The sequence below is a fragment of the Amycolatopsis sp. NPDC004625 genome (genome assembly GCF_040609695.1).
Taxonomy (GTDB): Bacteria; Actinomycetota; Actinomycetes; order Mycobacteriales; family Pseudonocardiaceae; genus Amycolatopsis.
In genome coordinates this window covers 1-15,198 of the sequence record NZ_JBEXKX010000037.1, presented here as the reverse complement: position 1 = coordinate 15,198, position 15,198 = coordinate 1, and the positions used below count along the sequence as shown (strand labels likewise).

The 15,198-nt window shown below is 73.2% G+C and carries 12 protein-coding genes and 1 riboswitch; of the genes, 2 read left to right on the top strand and 10 right to left on the bottom strand.

Features of this window, described 5'->3' with window-relative positions:
• Nucleotides 1–40 precede the first annotated feature (40 nt).
• A complete protein-coding gene (locus ABZW17_RS33295) occupies nucleotides 41–1,033 on the top strand; it encodes an AsnC family protein (RefSeq protein WP_354823064.1) in 993 nt (330 codons plus the stop codon).
• Here the strand turns inward: ABZW17_RS33295 and ABZW17_RS33290 are convergent.
• The 9 genes from ABZW17_RS33290 to ABZW17_RS33250 form a co-directional block, all read right to left on the bottom strand.
• Nucleotides 1,030–1,959: an RluA family pseudouridine synthase gene (locus tag ABZW17_RS33290; protein ID WP_285449820.1), complete on the bottom strand. Its 930-nt coding sequence runs from the start codon at nucleotides 1,957–1,959 to the stop codon at nucleotides 1,030–1,032. The genes ABZW17_RS33295 and ABZW17_RS33290 overlap by 4 nt on opposite strands.
• Nucleotides 1,956–2,579 (bottom strand): signal peptidase II, encoded by a 624-nt coding sequence (lspA, locus tag ABZW17_RS33285; RefSeq protein ID WP_354823062.1) that lies wholly within the window; start codon nucleotides 2,577–2,579, stop codon nucleotides 1,956–1,958. The genes ABZW17_RS33290 and lspA overlap by 4 nt, the downstream gene beginning before the upstream one ends.
• A 23-nt stretch (nucleotides 2,580–2,602) precedes the next feature.
• Nucleotides 2,603–3,211, bottom strand: a complete 609-nt coding sequence (locus ABZW17_RS33280) for a hypothetical protein (protein ID WP_354823060.1) — start codon at nucleotides 3,209–3,211, stop codon at nucleotides 2,603–2,605.
• A gap of 16 nt (nucleotides 3,212–3,227) precedes the next feature.
• The gene (locus tag ABZW17_RS33275; RefSeq protein WP_354823058.1) at nucleotides 3,228–4,562 is read right to left on the bottom strand and encodes an aminotransferase class V-fold PLP-dependent enzyme; all 1,335 of its coding nucleotides are present in this window, start codon (nucleotides 4,560–4,562) and stop codon (nucleotides 3,228–3,230) included.
• 39 nt (nucleotides 4,563–4,601) lie between these two features.
• Nucleotides 4,602–4,716: riboswitch (SAM riboswitch) on the bottom strand.
• Between the two features lie 78 nt (nucleotides 4,717–4,794).
• Nucleotides 4,795–6,273, bottom strand: a complete 1,479-nt coding sequence (locus ABZW17_RS33270; protein WP_354823056.1) for a potassium/proton antiporter — start codon at nucleotides 6,271–6,273, stop codon at nucleotides 4,795–4,797.
• Between the two features lie 97 nt (nucleotides 6,274–6,370).
• Entirely contained in the window at nucleotides 6,371–7,054 is a 684-nt protein-coding gene (locus ABZW17_RS33265) for a metalloregulator ArsR/SmtB family transcription factor (RefSeq protein ID WP_354823054.1), read from the bottom strand.
• A gap of 62 nt (nucleotides 7,055–7,116) precedes the next feature.
• Nucleotides 7,117–8,742 (bottom strand): penicillin-binding transpeptidase domain-containing protein, encoded by a 1,626-nt coding sequence (locus tag ABZW17_RS33260; protein WP_354823052.1) that lies wholly within the window; start codon nucleotides 8,740–8,742, stop codon nucleotides 7,117–7,119.
• Between the two features lie 80 nt (nucleotides 8,743–8,822).
• Nucleotides 8,823–11,981, bottom strand: coding sequence for an isoleucine--tRNA ligase (gene ileS, locus ABZW17_RS33255; protein WP_354823050.1), 3,159 nt, complete (start codon nucleotides 11,979–11,981; stop codon nucleotides 8,823–8,825).
• A gap of 234 nt (nucleotides 11,982–12,215) precedes the next feature.
• Nucleotides 12,216–13,505: an MFS transporter gene (locus tag ABZW17_RS33250; protein WP_354823048.1), complete on the bottom strand. Its 1,290-nt coding sequence runs from the start codon at nucleotides 13,503–13,505 to the stop codon at nucleotides 12,216–12,218.
• 64 nt (nucleotides 13,506–13,569) lie between these two features.
• Between ABZW17_RS33250 and ABZW17_RS33245 the strand changes: the two genes are divergently transcribed.
• On the top strand, nucleotides 13,570–14,316 hold the full coding sequence (locus ABZW17_RS33245) for a metalloregulator ArsR/SmtB family transcription factor (RefSeq protein ID WP_354823046.1): 747 nt from the start codon (nucleotides 13,570–13,572) through the stop codon (nucleotides 14,314–14,316).
• A 96-nt stretch (nucleotides 14,317–14,412) separates the two neighbouring features.
• Here ABZW17_RS33245 and ABZW17_RS33240 read toward each other — a convergent pair whose 3' ends face one another.
• On the bottom strand, nucleotides 14,413–14,991 hold the full coding sequence (locus ABZW17_RS33240) for a hypothetical protein (RefSeq protein WP_354823044.1): 579 nt from the start codon (nucleotides 14,989–14,991) through the stop codon (nucleotides 14,413–14,415).
• Nucleotides 14,992–15,198 lie beyond the last annotated feature (207 nt).

Sequence of the window (15,198 nt, the reverse complement as noted above, 5' to 3'; positions counted from 1 at the left end):
GTGCGGCAGCGCGGATCGGCGAAGCGGTAGCGTTCGAGGGGTGCCCGTGACCGACCCCGCCGACATCCGCCTGCTCGCCGCGCTCGCCGACCTCGGCAAGGCGGCCGTGCACGAGCTCGCGGCGAAGGTCGGCATGGATCCCCGCGAGGTCGCCTACCGGCTGGTCGCGCTCTCCGGCAGCGGCCTGCCGCTGCTCGTCGGCGTCGAAAGCGACCCCCACGGCCTGCGCGCGGCCATCGCCGGCGCCCCGCCGTCGTGGGCGAACCGGCCGCCGTACCCGCCGTCGCAGCCGGTGCCGCAGCAGCCCGCCCCGCCGATGCCGCCGCCGGTCCAGGGGACGCCGTCGGGGCCGTACACCGTTCAAGGTGCGCCGTCCGGGCCGTACACCGTCCAGGGCGCGCCCTCGGGGCCCTACCCCGTCCAGGGGACGCCGTCCGGGCCGCACCAGGTCCAGGGGACGCCGTCCGGCCGCTACCCGGGCCCGCAGCAGCAGCGGCCACCCCGGCCGCTCACCCCGCCGCCGGTGCCGCTCGACCCCGCCGTGAGCACGTGGGGCATCCCGCAGACGGCGTCCTGGGCCCGCGGCGACCAGCCCGCCGCCCCGGCCGGCGGCAAGCGGGGCCGGCTCGGCGAGGTCCTGGAGACCCAGGGCCTGGAGGGCGAGCAGCTGTCGGTGCAGCTGCTGGAGGTCCAGGACCCGGCGGACTACCTGTTCAGCGCGGCCGGCTACCGGCTGGAGGACGGCGAGCGCGCGGTGGTCGTGCACACCGAGATCACCAACCGCGGATCGATCCCGTTCGCGTCCCTGCCGGACAACTACCTCGAGCTGCTCGCCGCCGACGGCCAGGCGATCGCCAAGGCACCCGTGTCGCTGACCTCCCGGCCACCGCACAAGATCGGCGTCAACGCGGGCGAGACGCTGGGCGGCCACACGGTGTACGTGTTGCCGGACGCCACGCGCGTGGTTTCGGTCCGCTGGAGCCCGCGGCCGGAGCCGGACGAGCGCACGCTGACCTGGTCGATCGAGGACTAGTAGCTTTCGTCGCGGAGGATTTCGAGGGCCTTCGCCAGGTCGTCCGGGTACTCGGACTCGAACTCGACCCACCGGCCGTCCGCCGGGTGCGCGAAGGCCAGCGTCTTCGCGTGCAGCCACTGCCGGCTCAGCCCGAGGTGGCGGGCCAGCACCGGGTCGGCGCCGTAGGTCAGGTCGCCGACGCAGGGGTGCCGCAGCGCCGAAAAGTGCACGCGGATCTGGTGCGTCCGCCCGGTTTCGAGCTTGATGTGCGCCAGCGACGCCGCGCGGAACGCCTCGACGACCTCGTAGTGCGTCACGCTCGGGCGGCCGCCCTGGACCACCGCGAACTTGTAGTCGTGGCGTGGGTGCCGGTCGATCGGGGCGTCGATGGTGCCGCGCGTCGGGTCCGGGTGGCCCTGGACGATCGCGTGGTAGCCCTTGTCGACCGTGCGCTCCTTGAACGCGCGCTTCAGCACGGTGTACGCGTGCTCGCTCTTGGCCACCACCATCACGCCGGTGGTGCCCGCGTCGAGCCGGTGGACCACGCCCTGGCGCTCGGCCGCCCCCGAGGTCGCGATGCGCAGACCGGCCGCGGCGAGGCCGCCGACGACGGTCGGGCCGGTCCAGCCCGGGCTCGGGTGCACCGCGACGCCGACCGGCTTGGAAATCACCACGATGTCGTCGTCGTCGTGCAGGATCTGCATGCCTTCGACCGGCTGCGCGACGACCTCGACCGGGTTCGCCGGCTCGGGCAGGGTGATCTCCAGCAGACCGCCGCCGGAGAGGCGGTCGGACTTGCCCGCGGGACGGCCGTCGAGCAGCACGTCCCCGGACTCGGCGAGCTCGGCGACGACCGTGCGGGACAGCCCGAGCAGCTTGGCGAGGCCGGCGTCGACCCGCATCCCGTCGAGCCCGTCGGGTACCGGGAGCATCCGCGAGCTCACGCCTGCTCCTTGTTCTTCTTGTCCTTGGTCGACGTGCCGTCGTAGTCCTTGCCCAGCAGGGACAGCAGCACGATGAGCGCGCCGCCGACGCAGATCGCGGAGTCGGCGATGTTGAAGATCGCGAAGCCCTTGCCGTTGGGGGCGAAGGCCGAGATGAAGTCGACGACGTGGCCCTGCAGGCCGCCGGGCGCGCGGAAGATGCGGTCGGTCAGGTTGCCGGTGGCGCCGGCGAGCACCAGGCCGAGGCCGATCGCCCAGCCGATCGAGCGCAGCCGCCGCGACAGCCAGACGATCGCGACGACCACGGCGAGGGCGACCAGGGCGAGCACCCACGTCATGCCGGTTGCCATCGAGAACGCGGCACCGGGGTTGCGGATCACCTGCAGGTAGATCAGCCCGCCGAGGACCTTGACCGGCTCCTTGCCCTCCAGGTTCGCGACGACCAGGTTCTTCGTCACCAGGTCGATCGCCCAGAACACGACGGCGACCGCGAACACCCAGCCGACCCGCCGCTTCGGCAGCGGCTTCGCCGGGGCTTCCGGCGCCTCCTGGACGGTCTCGGGCGCCACCTCGGCGGCGGCTTCGGTGTCGGGTTCGGAGTGGCTGGGCTCGGTGCTCACCGGTCCATTGTCCACGGCGCTGGTCAGGCCGTGTCGGCGGCGGTGTCGTGGCGGCCGCGCAGCAACGCCGTGAAGGCGGCGGCGAGCAGGATCAACGCCGAACCGAGGACGCCCACCAGGTCCGCCGAGAGCACCACGGCGACCAGCGCGTACGCGGCCGCCGTCACCAGGACGAGCCGGCTGCGCTCGTACGCGGCGAGCAGCAGCAGGCCCAGCGTGGCCAGCAGCGGGCCGCGCAGCCCGTCGCCCAGCCGGAACTGCCAGGATCCGACCAGGTCGAGCAGCGGAACGGCGAGCAGCGCGCCGATCGTGCCCAGGACGAACCACCCGAGCCGGACGGGCCGCCGGGCGAGCGCGTACCAGACGGCCGTGCCGACGACCGCCACGCCGAGCGCGACCAGCCACAGGGGCCCGGCCGGCCAGCCGCTGCCCGCCGTGTGGAAATCGGCCAGGGGCAGCGAGTACGCGCGGCTGTACTCCGTCGCACCGGCCGGGACCGCCGGGGCGAGCAGGAGGTTCGCGGATACGCTTTCGCCCGGGCTGCGGCGTGACAGCAACTGCACGGCCGCCAAGCCGATCTGGGCGAATCCCAGCAGTGCCGGCGGAAACCAGGTGCGCGGCCCTCTCCCCATCGGCCCAGGCTAACGCTCAGCAGAACGGCGGCAGCTCCCGCGGGTCGCCCACCGGCGCCCAGCGGCCGTCCACCTTCGCGTACTCCCAGCGGGCTCCGCGCGCGACGATCTGCCGCAGCGCCAGCACCACGCGGTCGACGTGCTCCTCGGTGCTGCCGAGGCCGAGGCTCACCCGGACCGCCTGCTGCCCGTCTCCGCCGGTGACGCCGATCAGGCGCTTCGCCGCGATGTGGGCGCAGAACGCGCCGTCGCGGACGCCGATGCCGTATTCGGCGGACAGCACCGCCGCGAGCCAGCCCGGGTCGAAGCCGTCGACGACGAAGCTCACCGTGCCGACGCGGTCGACCGGCGCGTCGAACAGCCGCAGTTCGGCGCAGCCCGGGATGCCCTCCAGGCCCTTGCGCAACCGCGCGAGCAGCGCCTGCTCGTGCGCCACGACCGCGTCCCAGCTCGCGCTCAGGGTTTCGCACGCGACGCCGAGGGCGTACACGCCGACGGTGTTGGGCGAGCCGGCTTCGTGGCGCTCCGGGCCGGTGTTCCAGACGACGGCGTTCTCGGTGACGAGCTTGGTCGCGCCGCCGCCGGCGAGGTACGGCCGGGCCGCGCGCAGCCAGTCGGCGCGGCCGATCAGCGCGCCGGCGCCGAAGGGCGCGTACAGCTTGTGGCCGGACACGGCGACGTAGTCGACGTCCAGTTCCCTGATCGAGAGCCGGCGGTGCGGGGCCAGCTGGGCGGCGTCGAGCGCGACGCGGGCGCCGTGTTTCCGGGCCACCGCGGCGATTTCGGCCACCGGGAGCAGCTCACCGGTCACATTGGACGCTCCGGTGACGACGACCAGCCGCGGGCCCTGCGGGGCGTCCGCGAGCGCTTCGTCGACGGCGGAGACCGCGGCGAGGCGGGTGCGCGGGGTCGGCAGCCGGCGCACGTTCGGCCCCGGCCACGGCAGCAGCGCGGCGTGGTGCTCGGTGTCGAACACGATCACCGTGGTGTGCCGCGGCAGGCTGCGGGCGAGCAGGTTGAAGGCGTCGGTCGTGTTGCGGGTGAACACGACGGTGTCGGTCCGCCGCGCGCCGACGAAGCGGCGCAGGACGTCGCGAGTGCGCTCGTAGAGTTTCGTGGAGACCTGCGAAGCGAAGCCGGCACCGCGGTGGACGCTGGCGTACCAGGGCAGGAACTCGTCGACCTTCGCACGGACGGCGTCGAGGCAGGGGGCGCTCGCCGCGTGGTCGAGGTTGGCGTAGCCGATGTCCCCGCCGGTCACCAGCGGGACGCGCAGAGCCGCGCCGGCCACGGCCGGAACGTCCGGCACGGCAACGGTTTCGGGCTGGGTGCGGTCGAGGGCGAGAGTCATCGGGTGCCTCCTCGGCGATCCGGGGGACCCCCGGCGAGGGGCCCGCGCTTGCCCGTCGCACGGCGCGACCGGCCCGGTCTTCACCCGGGGCACCCCACCGCGGTAGGAGGGTTGCCGGCCAGCAAGCCGGGGCTTCGCGCTGGCACTCATGACCTGGTTCGAAAGGTAACCGAGAGCGCGTCCGGGCGCCAACCCCCGTCGCACATTCTGAGACGCCGCTCACAGAGCGTGCTCAGCGCCCGGACTCGCCCTTCCAGCGGGCCAGGCGCCCGGCCCGGTCGACCGCGCGGAGCCGGCGTTCGACGGCGTCGCGGACCGCGCTCGTCGTCACGACCAGCAACTGGTCGTTCTCCTGCAGCCGGCTGGTCTTCTGCGGCGTGAAGCCCGCGCCGGACCGCACGACCAGGCTGATCGTGGCCCCGATGGGCAGCCGCAGCTCGGACAGGTACACGCCGTGCAGCTTCGACCCCGGCTGGATCCGGACCTGCAGCAGTTCGGCGCCCAGCTCGTCCAGCGGCGCGGAGTCGACCTCGATCTCGTGTGCCTCGGACTTCTTGGCCAGCCCGAGCCGGCGGGCGAGCGGCCCGAGCGTGGCCCCCTGCACCAGCGTCAGCACGATGACCAGCACGAACACCGCGTCGACCAGCCGCTGGGCGCCGGGCAGGTCGTGCGACAGCGGGATCATGGCGAGCACGATCGGCACGGCACCGCGCAGCCCGGCCCACGACAGGAACGCCTGTTCCCGCCAGGGCAGCCGGAACGGCAGCATGGACAGCACGACCGAGATCGGCCGCGCCAGCAGCAGCACGACGGCCCCCGCGACCAGGCCCGGCACGATCGCGTCGAGCAGCCGGCCCGGCGAGGCGAACAGGCCGAGCAGCACGAACAGCCCGATCTGGGCCAGCCAGCCGAGCCCCTCGGCGAACGACAGCGTGTCGGACCGGTGCGGCAGCCGCGAATTGCCGAGCACGAGCGCGGCGACGTAGGTGGCGAGCAGCCCGGACGCGTGCAGCAGCTGCCCGGACGAGTAGGCGACGACGCACACCGCGACCGTCGCCAGCGGGTACAGGCCGGTCGCCGGCAGCGCGGCCCGGCGCAGCGCGAACCCGCCGAGCCAGCCGAAGGCGAGGCCGATGACCAGGCCCGCCGTCAGCTCGTAGACCACCAGCAGCGGCAGCGTCCAGTCCACAGTGGTGCCTTCGGCCAGCACCACGACGGCGATGTAGGCCGGCGCGTCGTTGATCCCCGACTCGAGTTCGAGCGCGCCGGTGAGCCGTTTTCCGATGCCGGCCGTGCGCAGGACGGAGAACACCGCCGCCGCGTCGGTGGACGCGAGCACCGCGCCCCACAGCAGCGCGAGCCGCCAGTCGAGCCCCAGCAGCCAGTGCAGGGCCGCGCCGGTGACCGCGACGCTCACCACGACGGCTACTGTGGACAGTGCGATTCCGGTGCCCAGCGCCGGTTTCACCGCCGACCACCGGGTCGTCAAGCCACCTTCGGCGAGGATCATGACGAGCGCGGCGAGGCCGAGCGACTGGGTCAGCTCGGGGTTGTCGAACCGGATGCCGAAGCCGGCTTCGCCGAGCAGCACGCCCATCGCGAGGTAGAGCAGCAGCGAAGGGAGGCCGAGCCGGATCGAAACGCGCACGGCCAGCACGGAGGCGAGCAGCACGACACCGCCGACGCCGAGCAGCACGGGGAGCTGGTCCATGCCGCCTCCCTCCCGAGTGCCGTGGGGCACTCAGAATAGTGAAGCGGTGGGGTTAACTCGTTCGTGTACCGCTGCCCCGCGGCGGACACCCGGTGTGTTAAGGCCGGACCAACGCGCCGAGGTCGACGCCCAGGGCCGCGAACGGCTTCTCCGCCGCCGGCCGCACCTTGACCGCGCGGTGGCCGTCCCGGCTCACCCAGCCGGCGTCGACGGCCCGGTCGAGCAGGGCCGCGGGCAACGCCCCGGCCAGGTGATCGCGGCGTTCCGTCCAATCCAGACAGTCACGCAGCAGCGGCCGCCGCCCGGCGGCGACCGGCACGCCCAGGGTGTCCAGCACCGCGCGGCCGCGCGGGGTCAGCGTCAGGCCGTCCGCGGTGTCGACCAGGCCGGTGGCCAGCATGCCGTCGCGGAGGGCGACACCGAGCTCGCCGGCGAGGTGGTCGTAGCAGGTGCGCGCGAACCCGAGCCGCCGCGCCCGCAGCGACGACTTCAGGCCGGTCACGGGCCGGTGCTCGGCGTGCTGGGCCAGGTGCTCGATCAGCTCGGCCACGCGCGGGTCGGCGATCCGGACGTAGCTGGCCCGCCCCTGCTTGACCCGGGCGACGAACCCGGCGCCCGCCAGCCGCGTGACGTGCTCGCTCGCCGTCGACAGCGCGATCCCGGCCGCCTTCGCGAGCTCGCCGACGGTCCAGGCGCGCCCGTCGAGCAGCACGAGGCACATGGTGGCCCGGCTCGGGTCGGCGAGCACCGCGGCCACCTCGGCCAGCGCGATCGTCTCCATGCCCCCACGCTACGACCCCGGCCCTTCGCCCGCGGCCGAACCGTCGTACCGGACCGGTCGGGTCAGAGGGGTTTGAGGAACTTGGCGGCGAGCTGGACCGCCGGGCCCGAGTCGTTCGAGTCCTCCAGGACCACGGCGAAGGCGATTTTGTCGCGGTAGCCCACGAACCAGCCGGTGGCCTGCTTGCCGTCACCGAACTGGGCCGTTCCGGTCTTGCCGAACACCGTGCCCGCCGACGCCGCGGCGTGGCCGGTGCCGCTGGTGACCACCGCGCGCATCAGCTTCCGCACCTCGGCGAGCACCGCCGCCGGGGGTGGCGAGTAGCCCTTGACCACGGTGGTCTCCAGGTCGTGCCACAGCCTCGGCGTGATCGCCTTGCCCGAGGCGACCGTGGCCGCCATCAGCGCGCCACCGAGGGCGCCGGCCTGGATGCGACCCTGGCCGAACCCGTCCTCGACCTGCTCGTCCTTGCTCGCCGCGGGCTCGACCTTCCCCAGCTCGGTCTTGAGTCCCGGGATCTCGTAGTCGGCGTTGAGCCCGAGCTCGTCGGCGGCCTTCTTCAGGCCGTCCGCGGGCAGGGCCAGCGCGAGCTGCCCGAACGTCGTGTTGCAGGAGCGCGCGAACGCCGTCTGCAGGTTCGTCGCGCCCAGCTCGAAGCCCTCGTTCTTGACCGTCCGCGTGCCGATCGTCGCGACCCCGGGGCAGTCGACCGGCGAACCCGCGTTCAGGCCGCTCTGCTGGATCGCCGCCACCGCCGTCGCGATCTTGAACGACGACCTCGGCTCGTACAGGCCGTTGAGCGCTTTCGGGGCGTTCCCCGCCGCCGAGTTCTGCGCGACGGCGAGGATGTCCCCCGATCCGGTGTCGAGGGCGACGAGCATCGCCGACCCCGGGTAGCCGTCCACCGCGGCCTGGGCCGCGCCCTGCGCCGCCAGGCTCAGGCTCGACACCAGCGGCTTGGCCCCCTCGTCCGCGACCTTGCCGAACAGCGTCTCGACGTTCTTGCCGCCCGCGTCGACGCGGGCGACGGCGAACCCGCCGCCGGCCGCGGCGGTGACCTGCCCGGTGATGGCCGTGCGCAGCAGCGGGGCCGGGTCGCCCTCCACCGGCCGCACGCCGCCGGCCCCGCTGATGACCAGCGGTTTGCCTTCGCGGTCGACGACCGCGGTGGTGTCCTGCGCGGCCGTGCTGAGCACCAGCCGCTGGTCCGCCTCCAGCTTCGGGTGCAGCAGCGACGGCGCCCAGTGGACCAGCCATTTCCCGTCGCCCTGGGCCAGCTCGAACGGGACGTCGTAGGTCCACACCCGGCCCGGTTTCAGCGTCCAGGAGAGGCTGAAGGTGCCGCCCGTCCGCTTCGCCCCGGCCGGCGTCGGCTGCAGCACGGTCAGCTTGCCGGCCACCGACACCGGGTTGAGCGCGTTCTGCGTGCTGCGCAGGGCTACCGCCGCGGCCGCGTTGTCGTCGGTCAGCTTTGCGGCCGCGTCCGGGTTGTTCTCGGAAAGATCCTGCAGGTACTCGGTGATCGCCGAGTTCGGGTCGAGCGCGCCGGGGCTTTCCACCGCCGTCGCGCCGGTGGCCGCCTCCGGCGCCGATCCCCCGCTGTTCAGCAGGAAGAACGCCGCCGCCACGACCACCACGACCAGCAGCGCGCCGCCGATCAGGATCCCGCGTCTCTTGCCCGGGCTCATTCCGGTTTCCCTCCCCCACGCCCACCACCGTCGTGAGTGGCAGGTCGGGTGGGAACCCTACTTGCCACTCACGACGGGTGTCAGGCCTTTACGACCGCGGCGGTCACCTTCGTGCCGTCGCCGACCGTGCCGGCGAAGCCCTCGGCCGCCGGGCCGAAGGTCACCGACGTCGCCAGCGTCTCCGACGCGAGGAACTCCTGGTGCGCCCGGGCCGCCTCGACGACGTCGGCGGGTGCGTCGACGGTGAGCGCGATCCGGTCGGCGACGTCGAGCCCGGCGTCGCGGCGCGCCTGCTGCACGACCCGGACCAGGTCGCGGACCAGGCCCTCGGCCGCCAGCGCCGGCGTCACCTCGGTGTCGATCAGCACCAGCCCGGACCCGCCGGGCAGCTCCGCCGCCGCGCCGCCGCCCTTGGCGACCAGCCGCCGCTCGAACTCGCCTTCGCGCAGCGCGATGCCCGCCGCGACGACGGCACCGCCCTGGAACGACCAGTCGCCTGCCTTGACGGCCTTGATCACCGTCTGGACGTCCTTGCCCAGGCGCGGGCCGGCCGCCCGGGCGTTGACCGCGACCTCGAACCCGCCGTGCGCGGCGACGTCGGTGGTCAGCTCGACCGCCTTGACGTTCACCTCGTCCCGCAGGATGTCGGCGAAGGCGCCCATCGTCTCGGCGTCCTCGGCCGCCACGACCAGCGAAGACAGCGGCAGCCGCACGCGCAGCTTGTTCGCCTTCCGCAGCGACAACGCCGACGACGCCACCTGCCGCACCCGGTCCATCGCGGTGACCAGCGCCGCGTCCGCGGGCAGGTCGTTCGCGTTCGGCCAGTCGGTCAGGTGCACCGAGCGGCCGCCGGTCAGGCCGCGCCAGACGACCTCCGTGGTCAGCGGCAGCAGCGGCGCCGCCACCCGGGACGTCACCTCGAGCACGGTGTGCAGCGTGTCGATCGCGTCCTGGTCACCGGCCCAGAAGCGGTCCCGCGAGCGCCGCACGTACCAGTTCGTCAGGACTTCCAGGAAGTCCCGCACGGTCTGGCACGCGCCGGCGACGTCGTAGCTGTCCATCGCGTACTCGACGTCGGTGACCAGCTCGTGCGTCTTCGCCAGGACGTACCGGTCGAGCACGTTCGGCGAATCCGTGCGCCACTTGCCTTCCACGCCCTCGGCGTTCGCGTACAGCGCGAGGAAGTAGTACGAGTTCCACAGCGGCAGCACGGCCTGGCGGACGGCGTCGCGGATGCCCTTGTCGGTGACGACCAGGTTGCCGCCGCGCAGGATCGGGCTCGCCATCAGGTACCAGCGCATGGCGTCGGAACCGTCGCGCTCGAAGACCTCGTTGACGTCCGGGTAGTTGCGCAGCGACTTGGACATCTTCGCGCCGTCCGAACCCAGCACGATGCCGTGCGCGACGCAGGCGCGGAACGCCGGCCGGTCGAACAGCGCCGTCGCCAGGACGTGCAGCAGGTAGAACCAGCCGCGGGTCTGCCCGATGTACTCGACGATGAAGTCGCTCGGGTAGTGGTGCTCGAACCACTCGGCGTTCTCGAACGGGTAGTGCACCTGGGCGTACGGCATCGAGCCCGAGTCGAACCAGACGTCGAGGACGTCCGGGACGCGGCGCATGGTGGAGTTCCCGGTCGGGTCGTCCGGGTTCGGCCGGGTCAGCTCGTCGATGTAGGGCCGGTGCAGGTTGTCCAGCCGGACGCCGAAGTCCGCTTCCAGCTCGTCGAGCGAGCCGTAGACGTCGGTGCGCGGGTACTCGGGGTCGTCCGACTGCCACACCGGGATCGGCGTGCCGAAGTACCGGTTGCGGGAGATCGACCAGTCGATGGCGTTCTCCAGCCACTTCCCGAACTGGCCGTCCTTGACGTTCTCCGGGTACCAGGTGATCTGCTGGTTCAGCTCGACCATCCGGTCCTTGAACTGCGTCACCGCGACGAACCACGACGAGACCGCGCGGTAGATCAGCGGGTTCCGGCAGCGCCAGCAGTGCGGGTAGGAGTGGTCGTAGGTCTCGTGGCGCAGCAGGACGGCACCCTGCTGCCCCGCGGATCCCGTGCCGTTCTTGAGGTCCCGCACGATGTTCGGGTTGGCGTCGAAGACCTGCTGGCCCTCGTAGTCCGGCACGGTCGCGTCGAACTTGCCGTGCGCGTCGACCGGCGTGACCGGCGGGATGCCGGCGGCGTCGGTGACCACCTTGTCGTCGGCGCCGTAGGCGGGGGCGATGTGCACGATCCCGGTGCCGTCGTCGGTGGTGACGTAGTCGGCGGCGAGCACCTGGTGCGCGTTCTCCGTGCCGGTGAAGTACGGGAACGGTGGCGCGTAACGGGTTCCGAGCAGCTGGGTGCCGGTGTAGCGCGCGACGACTGTCGGCTCTTCGCCGAGTTCACGCTCGTACGCGGCGACGCGCGCTTCGGCGAGCAGGAACCGCTTGCCGTCACTCTCGACGACGACGTAGTCGACGCCCGGGTGCACGGCCGTCGCGAGGTTCGACGGCAGCGTCCACGGCGTCGTCGTCCAGATGAGCAGGTAGGTGCCGTCGAGGTCGTTGTTGTTGCCCTCCAACCGGAAGCCGACGGTGACGGCCGGGTCCTGGCGGTTGCGGTAGACGTCGGCGTCCATGCCCAGCTCGTGGTTGGACAGCGGCGTCGCGTCGCGCCAGCAGTACGGCAGGACGCGGTAGCCCTCGTAGACGAGTCCCTTGTCCCACAGGCGTTTGAACGCCCACAGCACCGATTCCATGTACGTGACGTCGAGGGTTTTGTAGTCGTTGTCGAAGTCGACCCAGCGCGCCTGGCGGGTGACGTAGTCGCGCCACTCGTCGGTGTAGCGGAGGACGGACTCCTGCGAAGCCGCGTTGAACTTCGCGATGCCCATCTCTTCGATCTCGGACGTCTCGGTGATGCCGAGCTGGCGCATGGCTTCGAGCTCGGCGGGCAGGCCGTGGGTGTCCCAGCCGAACCGGCGCTCGACCTTGCGGCCCTTCATGGTCTGGTAGCGCGGCACCAGGTCCTTGACGTACCCGGTGAGCAGGTGGCCGTAGTGCGGGAGGCCGTTGGCGAAGGGCGGGCCGTCGTAGAAGACGTACTCGTTGTCGCCGTGCTCGCCCGCGGGCCGCGCGTCGATGCTCGCCTGGAACGTCCGGTCCGTCTCCCAGTAGGCGAGGACCTGCTTCTCCAGCTCGGGGAACGACGGCTGCGACGGCACGCCCGCGCTGTCGTCGAGCTTGGCCTGGGGGTACATCCGGGTGCTCCTCGGTTCGTCGCTCTCGTACGGACGACCGGCTCCCGGTCACCCACACGGGGACGAGACGCCTTGCGGCGTTCCGCGGTACCACCCCGCTTGCCCGCTCTCACGGGCCGCTTCGTTGACGGCTGTCACGGGCCGCACCCGTCCGGTTCTACTGAGAGCCGTGAAGCTCGGTTCTTCCGGAGGCTCCCCGGTGATGGCCGGATCGACGCCGTTGCTGGTACCAGGTTAACCGGCCCGCGCAACCGGGTTGTCAGGAGGGGCTCGTACCCCGGCGAGCGTCACGCCGATCGCCACGAGCCACAACGCGCCCGCGATCAGGCCGGTGTCGTGGAGGTCGCCGGCGCCGAGCACCGCTACCCCGAGCGCGCCGCCGGCCTGGCGGGCGGTGTTGTTGATGCCACTGGCAACGCCGGCGCGCTCGGCCGGGATGCCGCCGACGGCGGCCGTCACGACCGCCGTCGTCAGCAGGCCCATGCCGATCCCCAGCCCGAGCAACGTCGGCAGCAGGGCCGCGTAGCCGCTGTTTTCGTTCACCAGCACCAGGTTCAGCATCCCGGACGCGCCGAGCGCGAGCCCGGCCACCATCAGCGGCCGCGGCCCGAAGCGCCCGACCAGCCGACCGGCGACCGGCGCCAGCACCGACAGCGGGAGGAACAGCGGCAGCACTTCGAGGCCGGCTTCGAGCGGCCCCGCGTGGCGCACGCCCTGGAGGTACAGCGTCAGCACGAGGATCGTGCCGATGCCGACGAAGTTCATCGCCGCCGCGACGAAGTTGGCGCCCGACGTCCGCCGGGCGGTGTCCAGGGGCAGCATCGGGTGCGCCGACCGGTGTTCGACGACCAAGAACGCTCCCAGGAGCACCACCGCGAGCACGCCGGCGACGGCGCTGCCGCCGATGATCGCGTAGACCCCGGCCCCGAGCGCGGGCGCGGCCGTCGCGATGCCGGCGACGTCGACCCGCCCGGGCCCGCGCTCGCCGCGCGGCACGAGCCGCCGGGTCGCCACGGCCGCCGCCAGCACCACCGGGACGTTGAGCCAGAACACCGGCCGCCAGCCGGCCGCCGCGACGACCGCGCCACCCAGCACCGGACCCGCCGAGAGCGCCAGCGCCGACACCCCGGCCCAGATCCCGAGGGCCCGCGCGCGCTCGGCGTGTCCCGGGTAGGCGTTGGTGATCACGGCGAGAGTCCCGGGCAGCAGCAACGCCGCGCCCAGACCCTGCCCGGCCCGGGCGGCGACGAGCCACGGCGCGGTGCCGGCGAGCCCGCACGCGGCCGACGCGGCGCCGAAGAGCGCGAAGCCCGCGAGGACGACCCGGCGGTGGCCGAAGACATCGCCGAGCGCGCCGCCGGTGAGCAGCAGCGCGGCCAGGACGACTGCGTAGCCGTCGACCACCCACTGCAGCGCGGCGAGGCTCGCGCCCAGGTCGGTGCCGACGCTCGGCAGGGCGACGTTGACGACGGTGACGTCGAGCTGCACGAGGAACATGCCGGCGCACATGGTGAGCAGGAGCATGCCTCCAGTGGACCGCGCGGACACTTCCGTCGCGGTGGAAGCGTGCCGGGAGCATCCTGGAGGCATGGAAGGCGACGCCGACATCGCCCGCACGGCCACGCTGTTCGCGGACCCGGCGCGGGTGCGCGTCCTGCTCGCGCTGGCCGACGGCCGGGCGCTGGCGGCGTCGGTGCTGGCCGCCGAGGCGCGGCTGTCGGCCCCGGGGGTCAGCGCACACCTGGCGAAGCTGCGTGAGGCGGGCCTGGTCGTGGCCGAGAAGTCGGGGCGGCACCGGTTCTACCGGCTGGCCGGGCCAGGCACGGCCGAGCTGCTGGAGACGCTGGCGCGGTTCTCGCCGTCCCAGCCGGTGACGTCGTTGCGGGAGGGCACGCGCGCGGAGGCGTTGCGGACGGCCCGGACGTGCTACGACCACCTCGCGGGCCGGCTGGGCGTGGCGGTCACGTCGGCGTTGCTGGCGCGGGACGCCCTGACCGGCGCGCCCGACACGCGACGGCGTCCGGACGACCGGATTTCGGCGCCGCTGCGCGAGCACCCGTACACGCTGGGGCCGGCGGCTTCGCCGGTGTTCGGCGCACTGGGCGTGCACCTCGACGCGGTCGCGGCAGGACGGCGTCCGCTGCTGAAGTTCTGCCTGGACTGGAGCGAACAGCGCCACCACCTGGCGGGCGCACTGGGCGCGGCCGTCGCGGCCCGCTTCACAGAGGCGGGCTGGGTCCGGTCCCGCGCACGGGCCCACCGCGCGCTGACCCTCACCCCGGCCGGCGCGGCGGCGCTGGAAACCCACCTGGGGTTGGTCGACCTCGCCGCCTGACGGCGTGTCGTCCCGTCGGATACGCGTGTCGTCCGTTCCGGAACGGGCATCACGCGTGATTGGCGGGGCATCACGCGTGATTGAGGGGGACACGGGTCAGCGGTGGGCGGCGACCAGGGTGGCGTCGGGGGTGCAGGTGGCGCAGGGGGTGAAGCCGAGCTGGCGGGCCTCGCCGACGCCGATCGGGATCAGGTCGCGGGTGCCCAGCCAGGCGCAGGTTCGCAGGTGGTAGCGGGGGTGCTCGTCCACCACCACGACCTCGTCCTCGAGGTCGGCCAGGACGGCGACGTCGGCCGCCGGGGTTTCTTCGACGCCCGGGTCGGAATCGGCCTTCGTTTCGGTCTCGGCTGAAGCGTCGGCGGGTGCCTCGGCCGGTGGCTCGGCCGGTTCGGGCGTGTCCGCCAGGTCGCCGGCGGCCGGAATCAGGGTGGTCTGTTCCTCCGAAGCCGGCTCGGCGGGCTCCGGTTCGGGAGCGACCTCGGCGGGCGGTGCGGCGGGCGGCTCGGTCGCGGCGGCGGGGCGGCGACGGCGGCGCAGCCAGTCGGCCACCAGGATCAGCCCGGCGAGCACCGAGAGGCCGATGGACACCCACGCCCACAGCGAAGAAGCGGTGATCAGCGCCGTGACGAGCAACCCCAGAGCCGCCAGCACGAGGACCAGCACGATGTACAGCACGCTGCATTACAACACGAACCGGACGGGAGCGGACCACGACCCGCCCACCTGCGGTACCGGATCGACTCCGAACCGTGGGGGCCGCCCCGCACCGGCGGGGCGCCCGGGGGGGGGTGGAAAAAAAAAACCCCCCGCCGGCCCCCCGCGCCCCGCGCAGGCGCCGGGGCCCCCCCCGGGCCACCGCGGGGGGCAGCGGGTGTGGGTGGC

Bases quoted from the DNA above. Each gene is read 5' to 3' on its own strand.
- ABZW17_RS33280 (WP_354823060.1), bottom strand. From the start codon at position 3,211: ATGGGGAGAGGGCCGCGCACCTGGTTTCCGCCGGCACTGCTGGGATTC.
- ABZW17_RS33275 (WP_354823058.1), bottom strand. From the start codon at position 4,562: ATGACTCTCGCCCTCGACCGCACCCAGCCCGAAACCGTTGCCGTGCCG.
- ABZW17_RS33270 (WP_354823056.1), bottom strand. From the start codon at position 6,273: ATGGACCAGCTCCCCGTGCTGCTCGGCGTCGGCGGTGTCGTGCTGCTC.
- ABZW17_RS33265 (WP_354823054.1), bottom strand. From the start codon at position 7,054: ATGGAGACGATCGCGCTGGCCGAGGTGGCCGCGGTGCTCGCCGACCCG.
- ABZW17_RS33260 (WP_354823052.1), bottom strand. From the start codon at position 8,742: ATGAGCCCGGGCAAGAGACGCGGGATCCTGATCGGCGGCGCGCTGCTG.
- ileS (WP_354823050.1), bottom strand. From the start codon at position 11,981: ATGTACCCCCAGGCCAAGCTCGACGACAGCGCGGGCGTGCCGTCGCAG.
- ABZW17_RS33250 (WP_354823048.1), bottom strand. From the start codon at position 13,505: ATGCTCCTGCTCACCATGTGCGCCGGCATGTTCCTCGTGCAGCTCGAC.
- ABZW17_RS33245 (WP_354823046.1), top strand. From the start codon at position 13,570: ATGGAAGGCGACGCCGACATCGCCCGCACGGCCACGCTGTTCGCGGAC.